The sequence below is a fragment of the Kitasatospora sp. NPDC032757 genome (assembly GCF_055579305.1).
In genome coordinates this window covers 12,104-33,448 of record NZ_JBVINN010000042.1, presented here as the reverse complement: position 1 = coordinate 33,448, position 21,345 = coordinate 12,104, and the positions used below count along the sequence as shown (strand labels likewise).

Annotated in this window: 17 protein-coding genes and 3 pseudogenes; 12 read left to right on the top strand and 8 right to left on the bottom strand. The window is 70.7% G+C overall.

What is annotated here, in order from left to right; genetic code table 11:
* Positions 1-12 precede the first annotated feature (12 nt).
* Positions 13-1,494, top strand: a complete 1,482-nt coding sequence (locus tag ACZ5WK_RS32710; RefSeq protein WP_465552925.1) for an IPT/TIG domain-containing protein — start codon at positions 13-15, stop codon at positions 1,492-1,494.
* Between the two features lie 223 nt (positions 1,495-1,717).
* Here ACZ5WK_RS32710 and ACZ5WK_RS32705 read toward each other — a convergent pair whose 3' ends face one another.
* Positions 1,718-4,978: an AfsR/SARP family transcriptional regulator gene (locus ACZ5WK_RS32705; RefSeq protein WP_465552923.1), complete on the bottom strand. Its 3,261-nt coding sequence runs from the start codon at positions 4,976-4,978 to the stop codon at positions 1,718-1,720.
* Positions 4,979-5,242: 264 nt separating this feature from the next.
* Between ACZ5WK_RS32705 and ACZ5WK_RS32700 the strand changes: the two are divergent.
* Positions 5,243-5,569 (top strand): annotated as a pseudogene (locus ACZ5WK_RS32700) (FAD-dependent monooxygenase); the annotation flags it as partial.
* Between the two features lie 5 nt (positions 5,570-5,574).
* Positions 5,575-7,107, top strand: coding sequence for an FAD-dependent monooxygenase (locus ACZ5WK_RS32695; protein ID WP_465553008.1), 1,533 nt, complete (start codon positions 5,575-5,577; stop codon positions 7,105-7,107).
* Between the two features lie 763 nt (positions 7,108-7,870).
* On the opposite strand, the gene ACZ5WK_RS32690 is transcribed toward ACZ5WK_RS32695, so the two are convergent.
* Positions 7,871-8,338: an Imm1 family immunity protein gene (locus tag ACZ5WK_RS32690; RefSeq protein ID WP_465552921.1), complete on the bottom strand. Its 468-nt coding sequence runs from the start codon at positions 8,336-8,338 to the stop codon at positions 7,871-7,873.
* A 667-nt stretch (positions 8,339-9,005) separates the two neighbouring features.
* Between ACZ5WK_RS32690 and ACZ5WK_RS32685 the strand changes: the two genes are divergently transcribed.
* On the top strand, positions 9,006-9,452 hold the full coding sequence (locus tag ACZ5WK_RS32685; protein ID WP_465552919.1) for a DUF4352 domain-containing protein: 447 nt from the start codon (positions 9,006-9,008) through the stop codon (positions 9,450-9,452).
* A 748-nt stretch (positions 9,453-10,200) separates the two neighbouring features.
* On the opposite strand, the gene ACZ5WK_RS32680 is transcribed toward ACZ5WK_RS32685, so the two are convergent.
* Positions 10,201-10,602, bottom strand: a complete 402-nt coding sequence (locus ACZ5WK_RS32680; protein WP_465552917.1) for a hypothetical protein — start codon at positions 10,600-10,602, stop codon at positions 10,201-10,203.
* Positions 10,603-11,838: 1,236 nt separating this feature from the next.
* Between ACZ5WK_RS32680 and ACZ5WK_RS32675 the strand changes: the two genes are divergently transcribed.
* Complete coding sequence (locus ACZ5WK_RS32675) at positions 11,839-12,621, top strand: transposase (protein WP_465552915.1); 783 nt, start codon at positions 11,839-11,841, stop codon at positions 12,619-12,621.
* Positions 12,622-12,739: 118 nt separating this feature from the next.
* Positions 12,740-13,213, top strand: a complete 474-nt coding sequence (locus tag ACZ5WK_RS32670) for a hypothetical protein (protein WP_465552913.1) — start codon at positions 12,740-12,742, stop codon at positions 13,211-13,213.
* A 75-nt stretch (positions 13,214-13,288) separates the two neighbouring features.
* Here ACZ5WK_RS32670 and ACZ5WK_RS32665 read toward each other — a convergent pair whose 3' ends face one another.
* A complete protein-coding gene (locus ACZ5WK_RS32665; RefSeq protein WP_465552911.1) occupies positions 13,289-14,494 on the bottom strand; it encodes an MFS transporter in 1,206 nt (401 codons plus the stop codon).
* A 59-nt stretch (positions 14,495-14,553) separates the two neighbouring features.
* Here ACZ5WK_RS32665 and ACZ5WK_RS32660 point away from each other — a divergent pair, with 59 nt between their 5' ends.
* From ACZ5WK_RS32660 to ACZ5WK_RS32650, 3 genes are all read left to right on the top strand, one after another.
* On the top strand, positions 14,554-15,552 hold the full coding sequence (locus tag ACZ5WK_RS32660) for an ArsR/SmtB family transcription factor (protein WP_465552909.1): 999 nt from the start codon (positions 14,554-14,556) through the stop codon (positions 15,550-15,552).
* Positions 15,553-15,791: 239 nt separating this feature from the next.
* Complete coding sequence (locus ACZ5WK_RS32655) at positions 15,792-15,944, top strand: zinc finger domain-containing protein (protein WP_465552906.1); 153 nt, start codon at positions 15,792-15,794, stop codon at positions 15,942-15,944.
* A 75-nt stretch (positions 15,945-16,019) separates the two neighbouring features.
* A complete protein-coding gene (locus tag ACZ5WK_RS32650) occupies positions 16,020-16,379 on the top strand; it encodes a hypothetical protein (RefSeq protein WP_465552904.1) in 360 nt (119 codons plus the stop codon).
* A gap of 171 nt (positions 16,380-16,550) precedes the next feature.
* Here the strand turns inward: ACZ5WK_RS32650 and ACZ5WK_RS32645 are convergent, their stop codons facing one another.
* Positions 16,551-17,027 (bottom strand): MarR family winged helix-turn-helix transcriptional regulator, encoded by a 477-nt coding sequence (locus ACZ5WK_RS32645; protein ID WP_465552902.1) that lies wholly within the window; start codon positions 17,025-17,027, stop codon positions 16,551-16,553.
* Positions 17,028-17,097: 70 nt separating this feature from the next.
* Here ACZ5WK_RS32645 and ACZ5WK_RS32640 point away from each other — a divergent pair, with 70 nt between their 5' ends.
* Complete coding sequence (locus tag ACZ5WK_RS32640; RefSeq protein WP_465552900.1) at positions 17,098-18,021, top strand: alpha/beta hydrolase; 924 nt, start codon at positions 17,098-17,100, stop codon at positions 18,019-18,021.
* A 99-nt stretch (positions 18,022-18,120) separates the two neighbouring features.
* Here ACZ5WK_RS32640 and ACZ5WK_RS32635 read toward each other — a convergent pair whose 3' ends face one another.
* Positions 18,121-18,531, bottom strand: coding sequence for a hypothetical protein (locus tag ACZ5WK_RS32635; protein ID WP_465552898.1), 411 nt, complete (start codon positions 18,529-18,531; stop codon positions 18,121-18,123).
* Positions 18,532-18,719: 188 nt separating this feature from the next.
* On the opposite strand from ACZ5WK_RS32635, the pseudogene ACZ5WK_RS32630 reads away from it, so the two are divergent.
* Positions 18,720-18,994 (top strand): annotated as a pseudogene (locus tag ACZ5WK_RS32630) (ATP-binding protein); the annotation flags it as partial.
* Between the two features lie 273 nt (positions 18,995-19,267).
* Here the strand turns inward: ACZ5WK_RS32630 and ACZ5WK_RS32625 are convergent.
* Entirely contained in the window at positions 19,268-19,588 is a 321-nt protein-coding gene (locus ACZ5WK_RS32625; RefSeq protein WP_465552896.1) for a hypothetical protein, read from the bottom strand.
* Positions 19,589-20,073: 485 nt separating this feature from the next.
* Between ACZ5WK_RS32625 and ACZ5WK_RS32620 the strand changes: the two are divergent.
* A pseudogene (locus ACZ5WK_RS32620) lies at positions 20,074-20,345 on the top strand (helix-turn-helix domain-containing protein); the annotation flags it as partial.
* A gap of 57 nt (positions 20,346-20,402) precedes the next feature.
* On the opposite strand, the gene ACZ5WK_RS32615 reads toward ACZ5WK_RS32620, so the two are convergent.
* On the bottom strand, positions 20,403-21,005 hold the full coding sequence (locus tag ACZ5WK_RS32615; RefSeq protein WP_465552894.1) for a hypothetical protein: 603 nt from the start codon (positions 21,003-21,005) through the stop codon (positions 20,403-20,405).
* Positions 21,006-21,345 lie beyond the last annotated feature (340 nt).

The following is a 21,345-nucleotide window of genomic DNA, read 5'->3' as shown; positions in this document are numbered from 1 at the left end:
CGAGGAGTGATCATGACGGAAGACCTGAGCGCGCTGCCGCCCGGTGTGACCATGACCCTGGCCGCGATCGCGGCGACCGGGGCGGCCCCGCGTCCGTCCGGGGAGACCCTGGCGGTGCAGAAGCAGCGCATCTCCAACGGCATCATCCAGCAGCTCTCCGACAAGACTCTGGCGACGCAGGGCAACTGGGAGCTGGCCTGGCTCGGGCTGAGCCCGGACAACGCCAACATGGCGTACATCGCGCAGGGTCCGTCGAGCCAGTTCGCCGTGGTCGTCCGCGGGACGGTCGGCAACGCGATCGACACGATCGAGGACCTCGACGTCGGCACGGTGGTCCCGTTCACAGTCGGCGGGCCGTCGCCGGTCTCCGTCTCGAAGGGGGCCATGACGGCGTTCACCCAGGTCGTCGCCATGACCGACGAGTCCTCGGCGGCCGGTGCCGGCCTCGTGGAGGCGCTCACCTCCCTGCTCAAGCCCGCCCCGGGGGCGACGGTCTACGTGGTCGGTCACAGCCTGGGCGGCTGCATCGCGACCATGCTCGCGCTGTACCTGCAGGCCCAGACCTGGAACGACTCACCGCAGTTCGCCGTGAGCACCTTCGCCGCCCCCACCGCCGGTCTGAAGGACTTCGCCGACCACTTCAACTCCGTGAAGTGGGCCCTGTACCAGGGCTACGTCAACAAGTACGACCTCGTGCCGCTGGCCTGGGCCAGTCTCGACACCGCCAAACAGTGGTACCCCTCCCCCGGTCCGGTCGCGCCCCCGGCCGTCAAGGATCTCCTCACGGTGGTCAAGGGCCTCAGCGGGACCAACGCGTACATCCAGCCGGCCACCACCTCCTCCCCGCTGAACGCGGACTACAAGGCCTACGACCCCAAGGTGCTCAAGAGCACGACCCAGGACTTCCTGGCCCAGGTCGCCTTCCAGCACTCCAACCCGACCTACCTGAAGCTGCTGAATTCCCCCGTACCGGCTCCCGCGCCGGTGGTGGACAGCATCAGCCCCCGCGTCGGTGCCCCGGGCACCCTGATCACCATCACCGGCAGCGGCTTCGACTCGGAGAGCATGGTCGACTTCGGCACCGTCCCGTGCGTGCCGCCCAACGTCGTCAGTGACACCCAGATCACCGCGATCGCGCCCGACGGGGTCGGTGTCGTCGATGTCCGGGTCACCAACGACCTGGGCACCTCCCCTGCCGTGCCGTTCGGGCAGTTCGCCTACGGCGGCCCGGAGCCCGTGGTGGTCACCGGCATCGTCCCGGACAGCGGGAAGCTCGGAAACACCGTCACCATCAACGGCGTGGGTTTCGGCACCACGCCCACCGTGTACTTCGGCAGCCGCACCGCAACCGTCACGGGGGTCTCGCCGACCCAGATCAGGGCGACGGTGCCGGTGCCGGATCCCCTCCAGCCCAAGACCATCGACGTCCGGGTACGGGTGAACGGCTACCTGTCTCCCGCCGTTCCGGTCGACGAGTTCACCCACACCGGCTGACCCGGAAATCGATCCGAGGTCCGGTGCCGGGCGGCATGGACCGTCGAGCAGCGGCCGACGGCCCCGACCCGGAACCGGACCTCGGACCAATGCCTCAAGCCCGCCACTTCGGGCACCGTTCCACCGGCTCACAGTGGTCGCCGTCACCGCCCGCTCGAACAGGCAGAAATCCGATAAGGACATCGCCGAATGGCGCCGTCGAGGACGGCGCACCGGCAGCCGGTCAGGACATCCGTCGGTCTCCGGACATCCGTGCGGGGTCGACCTCGGCCGCGGCCGTCGCGCGATCCAGCCCCCAGCCTTCTTCGTACGCCGCGGCGAAGGAGTCCGCGCCCAGCGCGTCCCGCCCGTTGCGGGTGAGGTCGCGCACCTGCGGGTCGGTGCGGTCGTGCGTGCCGCGCAGCCGGGAGGCGGCGCCGAGGCGGACCGCGGCTTGGTGGTGCAGTGCCCCCGCGTCGGCGAGCACGGCCGTGTGCACCGCCACCACGGCCAGGATGGGCAGGTCCCGGGTCCGCAGCGCCGCCGTGTAGGCCGTCGCCAGCGCCTTCCGCGCACCGGGCTGGTCGCCGGTCCGTAGACAGAACGAGGCGCGTGCGGTGCCGATCAGCGTCCGCGCGTGGTCCCCGGGGAAGGGGATGCCGTCGGGCAGATCCCGTTCGGCCGTGTCGAGGAGTTCCCGCGCCCGGTCCAGGTCGCCGAGCCCCACCCGGAAGCCGGCTTCCCACGCGTCGACCAGCAACAGGATCTCCGGGGATTGCGAGCGCAGCGCCCGCTCCCTCGCGGAGTCCATCATCCCGATCACCAGGTCGGTGTCGCCGCTGCGCATGTGCAGATCGATCCAGCGCAGGTCGCCGAAGACTTCGTCCGCGAGGCTGAGCGAGCCGAACCCGGCTGCCAGCGACCGGGCTTCACGCAGGTCGGCCAGCGCGCCGTCGAGGTCACCGTCGTACTGCCGCAACCGGGCGCGCATCGGCAGCGCCTCGGCCTGGCCCCAGCGGTCGCCGACCTGCCGGAAACAGGCCAGCGCGGCCTCCACGTCGGCGCGCGTCCGGTCGAGTTCGCCCGCGTTCTCGGCGAACTGGGCGCCGAACATACGGGCCAGCCCGGCGAGCCACACGTCGTCGCCGTCGGCCAGCCGCTCGGTGATCGCGGGCGTGGTCTTCTCACCCTGCGTCCTTTCCGCCTGCAGGAAGGCGAGCGGGAGCGCGGCGAGCGCGCCGTAGGGGCCGGGCAGCTCCGGATAGGCGATCAGCCGGTCGGCCAGTTCGAGGATGCCGGCCCGGTCGTCCGCGGCCTCCACGGCCGCCGTGACCGGCCGGGTGGCGCCCCGGTTGAGCAGGTAGATCGCGTGGGCGCACTCGCGCTCGGGCGTAGGTCCGCCGCCGGGCACCGCAAGCGCCTCGCCGAGCCAGTGGGCCGCCTCGGAAGTGCGGCCCAGCATCTGCCAGTACCAGGTGAGGTCCAGGGCGAGCGCGAGGGCGCCGGGCGCGTCGCCGGTGTCGCAGCGTCGGCGCAGGGCGACGAGCGTGTTGTCGTACTCGGCGCTGATCACGCGCAGGGCCGCCGGCTGGCCGGGGCCGCGCAGCTGTGGATCGTGGCGGGCCATCAGTGCGGCGAAGTGGTCGGCGGCCAGGTCGCGGACGGTGCCGAGAGCGTCCGCGCCGGCCAGCCGGTCGGTGCCGTACTCCCGGAGCGTCTCCAGCATCCGGTAGCGGCCAGGGGCGGGCGCGAGCTGGAGCAGCGACCGGTCGACCAGGCCGGCGAGCAGCTCGGGGACGTCCGCGGCCGGCACCGCGGTACCGGCACAGAGGGCGGTGGCCGAGGCGGCCGTGACACCACCGGGCAGGACCGAGACACGTTCGGCGACCGTGCGCTCGTGCTCGCCGAGCAGGTCCCAGCTCCAGGCGATGACCGCGCGCAGTGTGCGATGGCGGGGCAGCGCGGTCCGGCTGCCGGTGGTGAGCAGCCGGAACCGGTCGGACAAGCCGTCGGCGAGCTCGGGCAGGGACAGCGTCCGCAGCCGCGCCGCGGCCAGTTCGAGAGCCAGCGGCATCCCGTCCAGGGCGCGCACCACCCGTCGGACCTCGGGCAGCGTCGCCTCATCGACTTCGAAGCCGGGGCGCACGGCAGCGGCCCGCCCGGTGAACAGGCGTACGGCCTCTGTCCGCCGGGCCTGCTCGACGTCGTCGTCCGGGCCGGGCAGTGTGAGGGGGCCGAGCGGCACCAGCGCCTCGCCGTCGACCGCGAGTGGTTCGCGGCTGGTGGCGAGCACGCTCAGCCCGGGGCAGCGGGGCAGCAGCGCCGCGACCAGGTGGGCCACGGCGTCGATCAGGTGCTCGCAGTTGTCGACGAGCAGCAGGCTCTCCCGTCCACGGAGCCGGTCGACGAGTACGTGCAGTTCGTTGCTCTCGCCCCGGGGCCGGGCCTCGGATACCGCGCCGCCGCGCAGCCCGGTTGCGGCGAGCAGGGCTGCGCCCACCTTGGCCGGCTCGGTGACCGAGGCGAGATCGACCAGCCAGGTGCCGTCGCGGTATACCTGGTGCCGGCGGCGGGCCGCCTCGACGGCGAGCCGGGTCTTGCCGGCGCCACCGGGACCGAGCACGGTGACCAGGCGGCCCGAGGTGAGCAGGGTGTCGATCCGGGCGAGGTCGTCGTCGCGCCCGACGAAGCCGGTCAGCGGCGTGGGCAGATTGCTCGCCGCGGTCCCCGCGGGGTCGGCGGCCGGGGCGCTCTGTTCGGCGCGCAGCAGGCGCAGATGGCGTTCGCGCAGGGCGGCGCCCGGTTCGGTGCCGAGTTCGGCGGCCAGGGTTTCGCGGACCTGCGCGTACCGGGCCAAGGCCTCGGACTGGCGGCCCTGGGCAGCGAGCGCGTCCAACAGCACCCCGGCCGCCCGCTCGTGGACCGGCTGCCCGGCGAGCAGCGCGGTCAGCCGGGCGGCGGAGGTGTCGGCACGGCCCAGGGACAGCTCGGCGTCGGCGAGGTCGACCACCGCCTCGACCGAAGCATGGGCCAGCCGGACCGCGGCGGCGGGCGCCACCGCGGCGACGGCCGCCGGCTCGGCGCCCGGGCGGTCGCCCCAGAGCGTCAGGGCCTCGCCGAGCACGGCCGCCGCGGCAGCACTGTCGCCGGTGTGCAAGCGGTCCCGGCCGGTGGCGGTGAGCTGCTCGAACCGCAGCGCGTCCACGCCGGCCGCATCCACGTCCAGCCGGTAGCCGCCCGTGCTCTGCCCGACCGCGCCGGCCGAGCCGAGGGTCCGGCGCAGTCGTGAGACGAGGGCATGCAGGGCGTGGGCGGGGTCGGACGGCGGCGCCTGCGCCCAGATCGCGTCGACCAGGGCGCCCGGTGCCACCGGGCGACCGCCGGCCAGAGCCAGCCGTACGAGAAGTGCCTGCAACCGCGCACCCGGCACGGGCAGGGCGGCACCCCCGCGAGAGGCGTCGAAACCGCCGAGCAGCGTGATGCGAAGCCGCGTATCGCCGTCCATCCTCCGATCCTCCCGTGCGTCGCCCTGAGTTCCCAAATCGGTGCGCTGCCACGACATCTGGCCGGTCACGCGGCCGTGTGAGCGCTGCGGGAGCCGCTGTCGGCGCTGTGTGAGCCCCGTGTGAGCGGCCCGCGTCAGTCTTCGGATGCCTGCCTGTCCGCAGGCGGCCGACCGGGGGTTCGCCGGGCGGCCCGACCCATGGGAGTCACCATCATGAACAGCCCTGTCACGATCATCGGCGCCGGACTCGGCGGACTCGTTCTGGCCCCGGTACTGCGCCCGCACTACACCCTGCCGACCGGGCTCCGGTGGGACAGGGTGGCGGGGGTGACCCTGCTCGGCGACGCCGCCCACCTCACGGCCCCGAACGGCGAGGGCGCCAACTCGGCCATGCTCGACGGCGCCGAACTCGGCAAGGCCCTCGCCGCGCACCCCGATGACGTCGAGGCCGCACTCGCCGAGTACGAGGAGGCGATGTTCCTGCGCCCCACCGGGGAGGTCATGTTCGAAGGCGGCGAGGTCCAGGCGACGGACTCCGAGGGCAACACGGCCCGGGGTCTGGTCGACATGATCAACGAGCAGGGCCGGTGAGCCCCGTGCACGACGTCGTGATCGTGGGCGCCGGCCCGGTCGGCATGTTCCTCGCCTGCGAACTCGGCCTGGCGGGCTGCTCCGTCCTGGTCTTGGAGCGGGAGCCGGTGCTCCGCTCCGCATGGAAAGCGGACCCGCTCGGGATGCGGGGGCTGTCCGCCGCATCCCTGGCCGCGTTCCACCGCCGTGGGATGCTGTACCGGCTGCTGACAGCCTCGGGCATCGACGACCGACCCGGTGCGGACCGCGGCACGGACGAGCCGTCACCCCCTCGGAGCGCGGGCCATTTCGCCGGTGTGGTGCTCGATCCGGCCGACATCGACGTCACCGCCCTGCCGTTGCGGCTCCCCGGTCCGGCGTCCGAGGGCGTGATGACGACCCTCGAAGCGATCGAGACGACGCTGTCCGAGCGGGCGGCCGAGCTCGGCGTGGAGGTCAGACACGGTGTCACGGTCTCCGGCGTTGTCCAGGGCGAGGAGAGCGTGGTCGTGCAGGGCGGCGGGCACGCGTACACGGCGCGCTGGCTTGTCGGCTGTGACGGCGGACGCAGCACCGTACGAGGGCTCGCGGGCTTCGACTTCGTCGGCAGCGAACCGCAGTTCACCGGCTACGTCATGCTCGCCACCGTCACCGACCCCGACACGCTCCGCCCCGGGTTCAACCTGACGCCCACCGGCATGTACCTGCGCATGCCGGCGAAGGACTACATCGGCGTGCTGGACTGCGACGGCGGCACGTTCGACCGCTCACAGCGGCCGACCCGCGAACATCTCCAGACGGTTCTGCGCCGGGTGTCCGGAACCGACGTGACGCTGAGCGACGTCCGGCTCGTGTCGACCTTCACCGACCGGGCGATGCAGACGACCACCTACCGGCAAGGGCGGGTCCTGCTCGCGGGAGACGCCGCGCACATCCACTCCCCTCTCGGAGCGCAGGGCCTCAACCTCGGCATCGGCGACGCGATGAACCTCGGCTGGAAACTCGCGGCGACCGTGCACGGCCACGCCCCGGACGGGCTGCTCGACACCTACACCCGTGAACGCCATCCGGTCGGCGCGTCGGCCCTCGACTGGACACGAGCACAGGCCGCGGCCATGAAGCCGGACCCGCACGGCCAGGCCGTCCAACAAGTGATCCGCGACCTGATCGGGACACGTGACGGAACGACCTACGTGTTCACGAGGACATCGGGAGCGACGAACCGCTACGACCTGGGCGGCGCACACCCGCTGGTCGGCAGCGACGCGCCCGACCTCCGCCTCGAGGACGGCACCCGCCTCTCGGACCTGATGCACGACGGACGGGGCGTCGTCCTCGACTTCACCGCCGACCAAAGCCTGCACGGTCCGGCCACACGCCGGGACAGCCGGCTCCGGTATGAGGCCGGGCCGGCGCACAACGACCTCGGACTGGAGGCCGCACTCATCCGGCCCGACGGCACGCTCGCCTGGGCAACCACCGGCCGCCCCGACCACACAGACTTCGAGCAGACCGCCGACCGCTGGTTCGGTACCGCCGACCACGGAAAACACACATGACCACCACCCCCAGGCCCGACAGCACCCTCACGCCCACCGACGATCCGAGAGCCGCTCGGGCACCACACCGTCCGCCACCCGACGGATTCGACCGATCAGCCTTCGCCCGCACCCGCGGCCGACCAACATCACATCAGGCAGTGAGCACCCGCTGACCGGTTCTCAACACCGGCTGGCTACACGGTGGATCCCAACTCTGCGGGTGAAGGCGATGGGGGACGTCACCTCGGTGTTCAACGGTCCGCCCGGCGAGCACCTCAACCGACTCCCGCCGGCGATCGAGCCTCCGGCCACAGCGGAGAGCGATCCCGAACGGCGGGAGTTCCTGGAAGCATTCCCCTACGACTGCGGGCCGGTCAAGGAGGCACGAAGCCCAAGCCACGTGGCCCCTTCCAAGGAAAGGGGCCACGGCCTGGGGTCCGGGGCGAGCAGCACCACCCGGCCCCGAGCGAACCACCCAGATCTTGAAGCAGGCGGCCTGACGACAGCGGTGAGGGGTGCCGCCCGGCGGCCTGGCCCGGTGGATGGCTGAGGGCACTGCGGCCTGGCGGCACGGGAGGCCGGCGGGACGTGCTCCGGGGCCGGGGGCGGCAGTGGTAGCGGCCAGGGGCGCGACCGGACGAGCCGGAGCTGGGGCGGGGCGATGGTGGTGGCCTGCGGCCCCCAGAGAGCCCCGCAGACAGGAAGGCGCGGAGGAGCGGGGATCGAAAGCGGCAGCAGGGCGGAGACGGGCACGGAGGCCGGCGGGCGGGGTTGTTGCCGACTAATCGTCAGGATACTGGTTCTTCCAGGAAACACAGGTCGGACGCTGTCCTCCCGCTGTCAGGAATTCCTTCACGGCGGCCCGGACGAGGTCGATGGAGATCTCCGTCCGGTCAGGAAATTGCGTCCGGTGTCCGGCCAGGTAGTACTCGGGGGCACTCCTGGATTCGGCCGGGCCAGCCGTTACGAAGTTCCCGCTGCGGTCTATGAAGAGCAGAACCCCGACCTGCAGTTTCTTGTCCACTCCGACCTGGAAATCATGATCCGGAATTTCCGCCTCAAGAGTTTCACAACCTCGAATTTGAGGCTTTATCCGTTCCCGGTCCAGATGGATGATCTGGGCCATATTCTCATTCGCCGACCCCTCGAGGAGTTCGTCGATCAGGGTGTCGACTTCCTCAAGGGAGTTGAGATAGTCGGGCCTGCGGATCCGGTCCCGCCTGTATCGGAGTTCAGCACGTAGCGTCATTCCCGTCACCATAGAGCAGACCGCGACAACGGCCACCGCCGGGCGGGAGCACAACACGGGCCAGGCCACGGCGCAGGAGGCGGGACGCAGCAGGCCACGGCGCAGGAGGCGGGACGCAGCAGGCCACGGCGCAGGAGGCGGGACGCAGCAGGCCCCGGCGGTGTGGTACGGACACCTCAGCCCCGCGTCCGGGCAGGAGCTGGCGGCCTGACGGCCGTGGTGCCTCAGACCAAACCGGTGATCAGTCGCGTTGCGGCCATAGCGACCAGGAGGACCGCGCCGCCAAGCAGTCATTGCGTCGCACGCTGCATCCTTCTCGCCCTGAGCTGATGAACACTGATGCACCGCCATAGTTCGAGAACGGCGGCATCGGCCGCCGCCTCGACGAGAGGGAACCTTCACGAGGAGTGCGGCCATGAAACGTATGGCAGCTGCCATGGGAGTACTGCTGGCAGTGTCTGCGGCGGCGTACTCCGGCACGACCTCGGCGCCGAGTCCCAGTATTGACACGTCATCTGTCCCGGCGAGTCGGACGCCCAGCAGTTCTGCGGCTGGCGACAGTTCCGGCGCCCCAACAGGGGCCCGAGTGCTGGGGCAGCCTCGCGTCGGCGAGCCGTTCACGCTGACCATCCCCCAAAGCGACGGCGCCCCGCCCACTCTGCTGCGGGTGACTGTCGACAGTGTCACGTGCAACGGTCTCGACCCACAGGTACTGGCTTACGCCGCCAACTCCACCGGCGCCTCCACCACCCCCACACCGACGCCCGAGTCCGGCAAGAAGTACTGCGTCCTCGCCATGACCGCCACCAATGTCGGCACCGAGAAGGCAACCTGGAGCGCGAACGACACCGTCGCCCTCGACGTCGACGGTGTCCACTACCAACAGACCCAGGACGACGCCACGCACGCCCTGGACTACGAGCAGTACTGGTACAGCAAGGGCCACACCGGCCCGACGTTCGGCATCAACCCCAACAGCACCGGCCCCGTCCACGGCGTCTTCCAGATCCCCACCAGCGACACCCCGACCAGCATCTGGATCTTCTCCGGCAGCGCCATTCGCAACATCAACGGCGTCCACCCCGGATACCTCGTCAACCTGGCCTCCAATTGATAGACCGACCTCACCGAGGTCATTGCCGCGCCCACCTGTCGCGCCCCGCAGGGAAACCGGGGTATCCGCCCATGTCACAGGGCAGGACGGCGTTCCCGGACAGCACCCGCCCGGGCGACGGCCACCACGAACGCGACCAGCCACAGGCCGGCCCGACACCCGGGCCCAGGCGGCCACCAGAAAGCAGGCCCTCACCCACCGCCCCGGCCCCGGCCACCAGGGCGTAGCGGACCGGGACCAGGGCGGGGCGTCTTGGGCCGGCGGGGCCCGAACGGCGACAGGGCTGGGACAGCGACCAGGCGGGTGGAGGGGCGGGCGCGGAGCGCGAGGCGAATCGGATCGTCGTTGAGGAGGACGTCGAGCACGTCGGGCAGAAGGCCCTCGGCCATGCCCGGACCGTGCCTGACCTGCGACGTCAAAGTCCGATGAGACGAATCCCGGACGGTCAGACTCCGCTGAGACGGGTCACGGGCGGCCAGCGGGGCCATCCGGCTGTCCCAGCCCGTACGGCGCAGCACCGCACCACCCCCTTTCGGGTGCCGGCGGCGCCTGGCGTCCAAAATGGGGGTGGTGCCGGCCCGACGGCCGAACCTGGACTCCCGAGCCCCTTGTCTCCGGCGCGGTCGAGTCCCCGCCGATCCGGACGATCGGGCGCCGCGTCGAAGCGGCGGGGGCCTGGAAGCCGGGGATCCGCCGCCCCCGCTACTGCGGCCGGGCCGCACCAAGCGGCCTCCGCGAGGAGCCGGAGCTATGCCGCGAGCGGGCGCAGCACCACTTCCCAGGCACGGAACTTCAGCCGGAGCGTGGAGGCAACGACCTCGAACACCGGCGGCAGGTCGGCTCCGTACTCGTAGTACGTGATCGTGTCGATCCCGTCCGGCTCGTCGTCGGGGACACCGTGCCACCCGTCCGAGCTCACCGCGCTCTGGTGCACGACCAGCTCGCCGACGTCGTGGAACTCAAGCGCGAGGCGTCCACGGCGCGGGTGTCCGAACTCCAGCCGCAACGTCGCCTTCGGATGGCCCGCCAGGGCGACTCCCAGCAGTCCGAAGTCGTTGTGGAGGTCGAGGAAGCCCCCGCCCGGCAGATCGACGTCGGAGTAGTCGCCCGGGGCGTCCCACGCCCTCAGGCCGTCGAATCGCGCCTTCATTTCTTCCCCGTTCTTCGGGATTCCTGCCGTCCGGTACCTCGGAGTGAGGCTAGCTCGTGATCTTCTGCGCCCGTAGTCCGGGCTCCGGACCACAGCCGGGCCAGAACCGGCAGACCGTCGAGGAGAGCGGCCTGCTGAAAGGTGAGCCCACCATCGGTGCGCGCCCTGTGACAACAGCCGGCCAGACTTCCCGGTCGACGGCCAGTCATGACGCCCCACCCGCAGCCCTGGGCCGTTCCCCACGCGTGGCCGGTTGTGCATTGCGTCACCAGCGACAGGCTTTCGACTTGGCGGACGACGCGGCGGGACATGAGAGCACTGCCGCCAGGTGGTGCGGCTGTCGGCTCCCATGCCGACCACGGAAGCGGCCGACAGCACCGACGGTCAGAACCAATTGGCCAACTTGGTACTGCCCACGCTGTTCCAGCCGTCGAGCCGATCGGGCTTCACCGCCTCACCATCTGCGCCCGCCCGGGAGGAATCCGGCGCAGAACCTGTCGGCGAACCCGACCACACAGCGGGCAACCAAACGACGTCGCCGGGGACCCCTCCCATCAGCTGATGCGGTCAACCGCGCCTTCGGCACAGCGCTCGCCGACACGCCCCACTACACGAAGCCGCCTCCTCCTCTCCCGGGGTGGGCGAGCGGTCGCGGCCCCGGAGCAGGCTCTCGCGGAGGACCCAAGTCCCCTTGGTGAAGCCCGAGGTGTGGACCTCCGACACCAAGAGCCGCCGGTCCAGGGCCGGCGGCGAACAGCCCGACCAACTCACCCGCACGCAGACCCCGACCGGCTCTGACCCCGACTTCGCGAAAGGCTCCCCCCGGCACGGCCCGGGGGGAGCCTTCACTGCTTCTCGCTAGTGCCCTTGGTTCTGCCTGTCCGTCACCGAATGCACAGACATGGCAGTACCGACGGGTTCATGGTCTCCGTAGGCGGCGGACACCAGCACCGGCGGCTCGGCGGCGTGCGACGGCGTCGCGAGGCCGAACGCGGCGCCCGCCACAACGACGCTCGTGACAGCCATCTTCGCGAGCCCTCCAGTCCACTCCGGCATGTAATACCTCCCCCGTTCATCACCCGCCCCGCTGACGGGAGTTGATACGGGCAGCAAACCACCGACCACAGGCGGGGACAACCCTTCGAGGAATCGCCTCAAAACTCCACGATCATCCCCCCGCCCGTCCGAGAGGGTGTTCTGTGAGCGCCGGTGGTTCTCGTAGTACTTGAAGGCGGGTTGTCAAGTTCTGGGGCTTCACCGTCGGCCGGAAATGCGGCGCCGATCCGGCCGGTCATCGTGTCCTGGAAGGGCCGGCACATCTCGGTCAGTGGGCACGTGGGCGGCTACGACATGCGGGAGATCGTTAACGCGATCCTCTACCAGGCCCGCACCGGCTGCCAGTGGCGCTACCTGCCCCACGACCTGCCGCCGAAGAGCGCGGTGTATTACTACTACTTCGCGCTGTGGCGCGACGACGGCACCGCCGAGGCCATCCACGACCTGCTGCGCTGGCAGGTCCGTGAGATGCGCAGACGGCACGAGGACCCCACCGCCGTAGTCCCGGACTCACAGACCGTACGGGCCTCGACGAACGCACCCAAGGACACCACCGGACTGGACCCCGACAAGAAGAGCCCTGGTCGCAAGCGCGGCATCGCCACCGACGTCCTCGGCCTGGTCATCGCCGTGGTGGTGGTCGCCGCCAGCGTGCACGACAACGCCATCGGCATCGCGCCACCAAACAAGGTCGCCGCGAGCGCACCCACCGTGACCAAGGCGTGGGTCGACGCCGGCTTCAAGAACGCCGTGGTCGAGCACGGCGCCCGGCTGGGCATCGACGTCGAGGTCGTCCAGCGCGAGCCCGTCACTCTCGCCATCGGGCTGGAGCCGCGGCACACCGAGGGCACCCGCGCCAAGCTGAAGCGACTGGTGAACCGCGGCATCCTCACCGAACCCGAACCCGGCCTGTTCACCCTGCCCCAGCCGGCGTCGGCGGCACCCGTCATCAGCTCGAACTGAAACTGATGACCCATCACAGAACACCCTGCTAAAAACACATATCGTTGCCGCAGAACGCTGATCACCACTACGGTCGCCGTCGAAGGTTGAGTCGCTAACGCGGAACGGCGGGGGTGCAGTGCTCGATACGCTGGTGACAACTGCGGCCGGGGCTCTCTCCGCCACGATCGGCGTCGTGGTCGGGGGCATCGTCACGCGGCGCGCGCAGGACCGGCAGTGGCTCCGCGACCAACAGTTGGCCGCCTACCAGGAGCTGTTCAGCCACTACGCCAAGTTCACGATGGAGATTGGGCGGGCGCATGCCAACCGTCGAGGCTGGGATTACGACTGGGGAGAGTGGAGTGCGGTCCTGGTACGCGTGAGCCTTGTAGCCCCCAACGATGTGGCGACAGCGATTGACGAGTTCGGCCACGCCGTCGATAGCTTCCTGGAGCAAGTAGCGAGGCGGACCGATCCACTGAGGAATCCGTTGAGCCCGGAGGAGTTCCACGCGGCCAAACAAGAACCGGCCCAGGCACAGATACGACTCGTCAACGCCATACGACGGTCGCTGGGCAACGATCGCGGACTGCCCTTCCAAATCGGCGGGTGAACCATGAGCCAAGGTGCCCTGCCCGGCTGACGCAATCTGCTGGCCGAAACGGCCATAAGCTCACAGACCGCCCTCTCAGGGTGTGGGCGACAGCGTTCGCCAGGACATCAGGGCGGCGATGGCCGAGGCCGCGCCGGCCAGTGTGACGACCAGCGCCGGGGCCGCGGCTTCGCCCAGCGCGCCTCCGGCTGCGGCGGCCACGCCCTGCGGCGTCATCGTTCCGGTCACCAGCAGGCCGAAAGCCTGGCCGCGCTGCGTCTCGGGTACCGCGTCGAGAAACCTGCGGGCCAGTGCGAGCTGGTAGGCGACGCCGAAACCGGACACTGCCAGCAGGATGGCGGCGTATCCCGGTGCGGGGTGCAGCGCGAACCCCAGCAGCGGCAATCCGAGCGCGAGCGCCAGGGGGCGGGCCAGCCGCTCCCGGCCCGCAGGGCGTACCAGACGGCCGACGATCAGGTTGCCGGCGAACATCCCGGCGGCGACCGCTGCGAACAGCAGACCGGCTGCGTCAGGCGCGCCGACCTGCGCGGCGTATGGGACCAGCACACCCTCGGCGCCGACCATCAGCGCCGGTGCCAGCCATTGGGCCAGCAGCAGCGCCAGGACCGCGGGCCGGCGCAGCAGTGCCCGGTTCACCTGCCAGGTCTCGCTGACACCGGTCGAACCGTTGGTGCGGCGGCGTGGGTGGTCGGCCAGGCGCAGTTGCAGCAGGCCTGCCGAGGCCAGGCAGGTCGCGGCGGTGATCCAGAGCGCGCCTGGCGCGCCGACAGCGGCGATCAGTATGCCGCCGGCGGCGAAGCCGAGCACTTGGGTGCCGCCGGCTGTCATGGAGAAGACGGCACGGCCGAGCACGTAGCGGTCGCCTTCCAGCAGGTCGGGCAGAAGGGCGGTGCGCGAAGCGGAGGCAACGGCGCTGGGCACACCCGTGACGAAGACAAGCACCAGCATGGCCGGTACCGGCAGTAGACCGGCGGCGAGCACGGTGCTGACCGCGGCGCGCAACACCTCATAGCCGATCATGACGGTGCGCGGGGGCCAGCGGTCGGCGAAAGCCAGCAGCAGCGTGCCGCCCAGGGCATAGGGCAGGAAGCCTGCCGCATACGCCAGCGCCGACATCAGCGGCGACCCGGTTGCCGCGTAGACGGTCACGGACAGGGCGAGCATCCGCACCGTCTCGCCGATCAGGAAGAGCGTGTAGCTGCCGAACAGCACGCGGAACTGGCCTACGGCGAACACCTCGCGGTAGGTGGCCGGGCGTGCCGCGACGGGCGTGGTGGTCATGGCCGACAGCATCACGGCAGCCCGGCCATGGTGGCTATGCTTTCGTGTGGAGGCAAAACATGCTGGCCATCGAGGTGGGACCCGTCGACGTGGCGTGTACCCGCTATGCGATCTCGCCGCTGGGCGAGGCGATGCAGGCGCTGCGAGTCGCAGCCGGCGTGCAGGCTGCCGGCCCACTCCGGCCGTGGGCCGAGCGCATCGCGCCCCGGTACGAGCAACTGCGCCGGCAGGTGCCCGCAGTCGGGGCGCTGACGGCGCTGTTCCGCCGCAACAACTACAACGCCGACTTCATCCATCCGCCGCCGTCGGGCCCCGGCGGCGACTTCGCCGCCGAGCTGGCCGCCGTGCGCGCCACGCCGCTGGGCCGTGCACGCCTGGAACTGGCCCGCAACCTGGAGGGGCTGCGGACACCGCCACGCCACGTGCAGCGCATTCTCGACGCGCCGGACGTGGTCACCCGGCTCGCCGATGCGCTCGAGGCGAGCTGGCAGGCACTGGTCGAGCCGGACTGGCCGCGGCTGCGGTCGGTACTGGAGCGCGACCTCGTCCGCCGCGCCGGGCACCTGGCGATGTACGGCTGGGCGGCAGCGCTGTCCGATCTCGATCCCCGGGTGAGCTGGCGCTCCGAGGGGCAGGCCGGGACCATCGAGGTGCGCACGGGCTCGCGTACCGAATGGGACCGGCACCGGCTGGCCGGCAAGGGCCTGCTGCTGATGCCGACGGTGTTCGGCACTCTCATCAGCTACGTCGAGCCGCCATGGCCCTACGCCCTGGTCTATCCCGCCCGGGGCATCGCGGACCTGTTCGGCCCAGTGGCGCGTACACCGGGCGGCGAGGCCCTGAGCCGACTGGTCGGCCCGCACCGCGCGGACGTGCTGCGCGCGCTGGACGTGCCAGCAACGACGACGCAGCTGGTCGCCCAACTCGGCCTGAGCCTAGGCACCGTCGGCAGCCATCTGGCGGTGCTGCGCGATGCCGGTCTGATCACCCGCACCCGCACCGGCCGGGCCGTCCGCTACGAGCACACGCCGCTGGGCGCAGCCCTGGCGGCCGGCTGAACGCCGCCGGGCTGGCCCACCTGGCCGCCCGGAGGCGGGGTGCCATTGACGAACGGCGATCCAATCGGCAGGTAGCTGAGCGTGACGCTCCGGGGGTTGGAGTGCGTGGCGGACTGTGGGCAGAGCTGCGGTCGGTGTTTCATCAGGCGGTCGCTCGTGAAACACCTGCCCGCCCGGCGGTCCACCTGCGGCGATCATGTTTCATGAGCTGTTGCAAATGACTGGGCGTTTGCATACTCATGACACATTCTGAGGTCGTGAGCGACGGCTTCAAGCGCGTGGAATCGCACGACTGCCCGATGTCCACCTGCGCCGCCCCGGCTGGCTCCCCGTGCCGGACCGGCACGCCGTTCTTCTGCTGCTCGGGCTGTTGGTCCGGCTTCCCCTGCTGACCGGGGCCTGTATCGGATGGCTCATCGGCTCGCTGAGGGAGGGCTGAGCACGCCGCCGAGGCCGTCATCGCCGGCATGAGCGAGGTCCTGGACGCCGGGTCCGCCTCCCCGGACCTGGTGGCAATCGAGGCCCGCAAAGGCGGCCGGGCCGCCGGCGGCCCGGCCGACGCCACCGGACGGGAGGCGAACAAGAAGGTGCCGGGGCGCAGGCGGGGACTGGCCGTCGACGCGCTGGGCCCGGTGATCGCGGTGGTGGTGCCGACCGCCTCCGTCCACGACAACGCCGTCGGCACCGCACTGCCGGCCAGGGTGCTCACCGCCACCGAGCCGGCGCCGCGAAGAAGGCCCTGGCGGACCAGGGGTTCAAGACCACCGTCAAGGACCGCGGGGCCCAGGCGGAGATCGCGCCCAACAACGTCGACAACGTCCGCCTGAAGCTCGAGCGGCTGGCCGAGCGCGGGATCCTGGCCGAGACCGAGCAGAGGGGTGTCCACCCGGCCCCGGCCGTAGCCGCCCCGCAAGCCCGCGACCAGGCCGCTCGCCCCAACCGCAATGGCACGCACGTCAACTCACCTACCGCTTCGTCCTCGGGGATGCGAAAACGCGTCAGCCCGTGGGCATTCCGATCCGGTCGCGTTCCAGGACGGAACGCAGCTCCGAGAGGGCCTGCGCAGCGGCCGTCATGGGGGACGCCTTCAGTGCACCTGCGATCAGCTCGGCCAACCGCTCGGTGAAGGTCCCCTCTGCCACGTCGACCAACTGCAGGCCGTCGTCGGTCAGTTCCAGCAGCGACGACCGGCGGTCCGACGGGTTCGGCACGCGGGCGACCCATCCCTGCCGCTCCAGACGGTCGACGCCCTTACTGGTGGCCCCGATGCCGACGGCGAACTCGGCCGCCAGATCCGCCACCCGGGCCCCGGGGTGGTCCCGGAGGTGGCGCAGGAACTCGAACTGCGACGTGACGATCCCGTGCCGCTCGCGAAGACGGTCGTTGAGGGCGTTGTACAGACGCGTCTCGCATCGGACGAGGTCGGCGAAGAAGCTCGGGAGGTCGACCGTCTCACCGCTCACTTTAGATGCCATGGCATATAGTCTACGTTAGATGCTGCGGCATATAGTGCGGAAGAAGCTACTTACGGCAGGAGCACACACCATGAGCAAGGAACAGCGCACGCAGGTCAGCGCGATGCTGCGGCAGCCCCGGCCCGATGGCCCCCGGTCCGTCGGGGCGATCCGAGCCGGATTCAAGGCGATGATGGCCCAGATGGTCGTCCCGGACGGCCTCCGCATCACCAAGACGACGCTCGGCGACCGACCGGCGCTGCACGTCGAGCCGGGCACCGGGACGCGCACCGGGACGATCCTGTACTTCCACGGCGGCGGCTGGGTGTTCGGCTCCCCCGAGACCGCACTGTCGCTCACGGGGAACCTCGTGGCCAGGACCGGGTTCACGGCGTACTCGCCGGACTACCGGCTCGCCCCCGAGCACCCGTTCCCGGCCGCGATCGAGGACACGCTGAGCGCCTACCGCGCCCTCCTCGACAGCGGCGAAGACCCTTCGACCATCGTGTTCGCGGGGGACTCCGCCGGCGGCGGCCTCAGCGTCACCACCTGCCTCGCCGCCCGCGACGCCGGCCTCCCGATGCCCGCCGCGATCGTGGCCTTCTCCCCCGGCCTCGACGCCACCCGGACGGGCGAGAGCATGGACACCAAGGCGGGCATCGACCCGTTCTTCACCCGCGAGAGCCTGGGACACACCGGGGCCATGTACCTGGCGGGAGCCGACCCGCACCAGCCCATGCTCAGCCCCGCCGTCCTCGCCGACCTGACAGGCTTCCCGCCGATGCTCCTCCAGGCCGGCACCGACGAAGTACTCCTGGACGACTCCACCCGCATGGCCGCCCGCGCCCGCGCAGCCGGAGTGGACGTGATCCTCGACATCACCGCCGACGTACCCCACGTGTTCCAGTCCTTCGCCGGCGTGCTCGACGAGGCCGACCGGGCACTGGACCGCGCAGCCCTCTTCCTCACGCAGCATGTCCGCACTCCCGACACCGCGGCCACGTCAGCCCGGTAAAGCCCGGAACCCCCGGCCAAACAACAGCCCGTCAGGGCGACACCGTCCGTACCGAGGATTCAGCCCTGATTTCTCACGCCTCGGGACTGTCCGCGAGGCTCAGCTCTCCTGGACGCCGACCAACCGCACCAGCGGATCGGTCTCACCTTGCACGATGGGGTTCCCCAGCGCCTGAACCTTGCCATCGACCCGCAGATAGCGTTGCGCGAGAAGAACGCTCTTGGCCAGGCCGATCTCATGGGCCTCGACGAACACCGCCTCGGTCCGCCGGCCTTCGTACGTCGCATAGCCGTCCCAGACCAGGGTGACCGCCACCGTCCCCTCCGGCACGGTCTCAAGCGCCTTCCGGCCTGCCTGCACGCTCTCAGGCAGGTCTTCAGCGACGAAACGAGTCAGCTCTCCACGGCCATCGCTCCTTCCCCGCATGGAGAACGGAATGAACCCCTCTTCGCTGCTCTCCGCATTGTCCATCCCGTGATCCAGCGACATGAACAGCAGATCCTTGGCCAACTTGGACATCTCTTCCCATGCAGTCATGGCGACCTGCCACACCCTTCCGTCTTCGCGACAACCTGGCGCTACCGCACCGCACCCTACCGAGCGGCAGAACACGCCCGAGTCTGCAGGGGTCCATCGCCACCGACGGCATCGGCAACGCCTCGACCTGGGCAGATGCCTGCATTGACCCAAGCAACACCAGAGAACTGGACAACTTCGACTTCGACGCCAACCCCAGCATCGACCCCGCGATGGTCCACACCCTCGCCACCTGCGGGTGGATCAACAGGAGCCTGCCGCTCTGCCTCATCCGCGACTCCGGGACCGCCAAGTCCCACCTGCTGATTGCGCTGGGCACCGAGGCCGCGATGGCCGGCTTCCGGGTCGAGTACGCGCTCGCCACCAAGCTCGTCAACTCGTCAACGAGCTCGTCGAGGCCGCAGACGAGAAGCAGCCCGCCAAGACCACCGGCCGCTGCGTTCGGGAGGTAATCGCCGCCGCGGCCGACGGAGGCCGGATCCGAGGACGATCCGGCCCCGACCGGGACTGCGGTGACGGAAACAGGACGCCCCGGTGGAGAGCCACCGGCCGTGGCACCGCCCGCCTCTGACAGGGCGACGCGGGAACCGCCTGCGCCCCGGCTCGATGACGGCGGGCGGCCTCCGTGAGGACGTCCTCGCGGGTCAGCTCACGATTGAGCCCTCGGAGCGCGCAGAACCCGACGAGTGTTCACGCCTCGGCGCGCACCCTAGGACAGGGTCCAGGCCCGAAGGAAGGCGATCACCCCGAGGATCGCCGGCGGTACGAACCACCAGGGGCCCATCGCGCGCCGCACCGACGGGATCGCCGTGACGGCCAGGCCCGACAAGCTCAGTGCGATCGCGCACCCGCAAGCCACGGTGAGGCCGGCGTAGCCCTGATCGTCCCAGTCGCCCGCCGGGCCGAACCGGACAGCCGAGAACACGACGATCGCGTTCAACGCATGGATCAGTACCAGCGGCACGCCCAGCACCCAGCGCAGGCACCCCCTGTCCTCCGGGAGGTCGATACTTTCGCGGCCGTACGTCACTTCAGGGCATTCCTCACATCGTCCAGGCTTCCTTCGAGCTCGTTACCGTAGCGCCGAGCCTGACGGCTCCACCACCGCCTACCGACCGACTGCGCCTGCGCCTGCGCCTGCGACGAGGAGGCAAGGCCTACACCGCCCGGCCACCACGACACCCAATGCCAGGAGCCGCCGCGCAGACCGGCCGGAGCCGGCTTGCGGGACCGCGGCCGGACGGCACCGACGCGTGCGGCAGGGCGATGAAGCCCTCCACCGCCCGTCCTGGAGTTGCCACTTGGTCGCGGCAGGCGCCTCGGTGTCCGCGGTCAGCGGCGCGGTTCCGGGACGACGGGCGGCGGACGGCGGACGACGGGCGGCGGACGACGGACGGGTTTCTGCGAGCGGCCACCGGCGCGGGCCGCTACCGAGGTCGTTTGCCCGACGACGGTCAGGGAGTCCGGTGGTGTGTCGGTGCGGGCGGACGCGGCGTACTGCAACTGCCCGCCCACCTCGCCGCCCGGGTGGCAGTCTCGCCGCGAACCCTCGCTCGCAGGTTCGCCGAACAACTCGGCACCTCCCCAGGTCGATGGCTCTCCACCAACGCGTCATGGCGGCCCGAACCCTCCTGGAGGACACCGACCTGGCCGTGGAGGCGATCGCCGCCAAGGTCGGGCTCTCCACGGCCACGAACCTCCGAAGGCGTTTCCACGCGGCGGTGCGCACCACCCCAGGCGCCTACCGCCGCGCCTTCGGCCGCCCGCCCCAGCCGCCCGCCGGGTGATCCAGCCCCACGGCCGCGGGAGGACTCGGAAAGCCCGTCTTCCTGATCCTGCCCGGATCAGCCGAACCAGACCACCAGGCGGACGTTCTCGCCCCCGTACACGACCGCCAGTTCGCGCATTGCCGCCCATACCGGCCCCCAGCTCCCGTCCGGCGGGGCGAACATCCGGGGCGTCAGAATCGCCGGGCGGTAGACGGCCCCGTCCAGACGGACCTCACCACCGGGTGGCCATTCCGACGGCATCAGGTCCTCCCCGAAGAGCTCCTCCGCCGCGTCGAGGACCTCGATGGACGCCGGGACCACGTCGTCCAGGGTGAGCTCACAGTCAGGGCCCGGTCGCCACACCCCGACGCGGGTGTAGTCGGGACCGTTGCACACAGGTCCGTCCCAGTCGACCGCCGCCACCTCGGCCCACAGGGCGTACGAATGACTGTGCTGCCACTCTTCCCTACCCGTTTCGGCAACCGGCTTTGAGACATCGTCCGGAAGCCCCCGCCGGTCGAACAGCGGCCGCTCCACACCGACACCCCCGCCGAAGCCGAAGAGGAACTCCCAGGCATCGCGCTCCCGTCCGAGCCCGAAGTCCAAGAGATCAACCTCGGTCTCCCAGCCACCGCCGGACCCACGCGTCTCGATCACGCCGTCGATGTCAGCCCCCATGACAACGATCCTAGTGTCCTGAGTCCTTGATCCCGCCGGCAGTAACCGGCGAGGGATTCGGGGATCCGACCGGCGGTCTTGGTCCAGACACACGGGCGGGGGGTTGTCGTTCCAGTCGGCTGCCCAGGCGCGGATGTCGCCTGAACGCAGCCGTCGCCCTGCTGCTGATCCTCAAGGTCACCACCCCGCTCTGACCGACCGACAGGGGGCTCGACCAGTGGCGGTGAGCCCGGACGGGTGCAATTCGGCGTGGGCCCGCGGGGAGCATCCGTCATGATCGGGCCGCCAGCACGTTGTATGAGCCTGCGTCTCCGCCCCGGGGCGTACCGGCCCTCCCCCG

Coding starts and splice junctions, on each gene's coding strand:
- ACZ5WK_RS32680 (WP_465552917.1), bottom strand. CDS start 10,602: ATGAAGGCGCGATTCGACGGCCTGAGGGCGTGGGACGCCCCGGGCGAC.
- ACZ5WK_RS32690 (WP_465552921.1), bottom strand. CDS start 8,338: ATGACGCTACGTGCTGAACTCCGATACAGGCGGGACCGGATCCGCAGG.
- ACZ5WK_RS32665 (WP_465552911.1), bottom strand. CDS start 14,494: ATGACCACCACGCCCGTCGCGGCACGCCCGGCCACCTACCGCGAGGTG.
- ACZ5WK_RS32650 (WP_465552904.1), top strand. CDS start 16,020: ATGAGCGAGGTCCTGGACGCCGGGTCCGCCTCCCCGGACCTGGTGGCA.
- ACZ5WK_RS32710 (WP_465552925.1), top strand. CDS start 13: ATGACGGAAGACCTGAGCGCGCTGCCGCCCGGTGTGACCATGACCCTG.
- ACZ5WK_RS32660 (WP_465552909.1), top strand. CDS start 14,554: ATGCTGGCCATCGAGGTGGGACCCGTCGACGTGGCGTGTACCCGCTAT.
- ACZ5WK_RS32640 (WP_465552900.1), top strand. CDS start 17,098: ATGAGCAAGGAACAGCGCACGCAGGTCAGCGCGATGCTGCGGCAGCCC.
- ACZ5WK_RS32645 (WP_465552902.1), bottom strand. CDS start 17,027: ATGGCATCTAAAGTGAGCGGTGAGACGGTCGACCTCCCGAGCTTCTTC.
- ACZ5WK_RS32655 (WP_465552906.1), top strand. CDS start 15,792: ATGACACATTCTGAGGTCGTGAGCGACGGCTTCAAGCGCGTGGAATCG.
- ACZ5WK_RS32705 (WP_465552923.1), bottom strand. CDS start 4,978: ATGGACGGCGATACGCGGCTTCGCATCACGCTGCTCGGCGGTTTCGAC.
- ACZ5WK_RS32615 (WP_465552894.1), bottom strand. CDS start 21,005: ATGGGGGCTGACATCGACGGCGTGATCGAGACGCGTGGGTCCGGCGGT.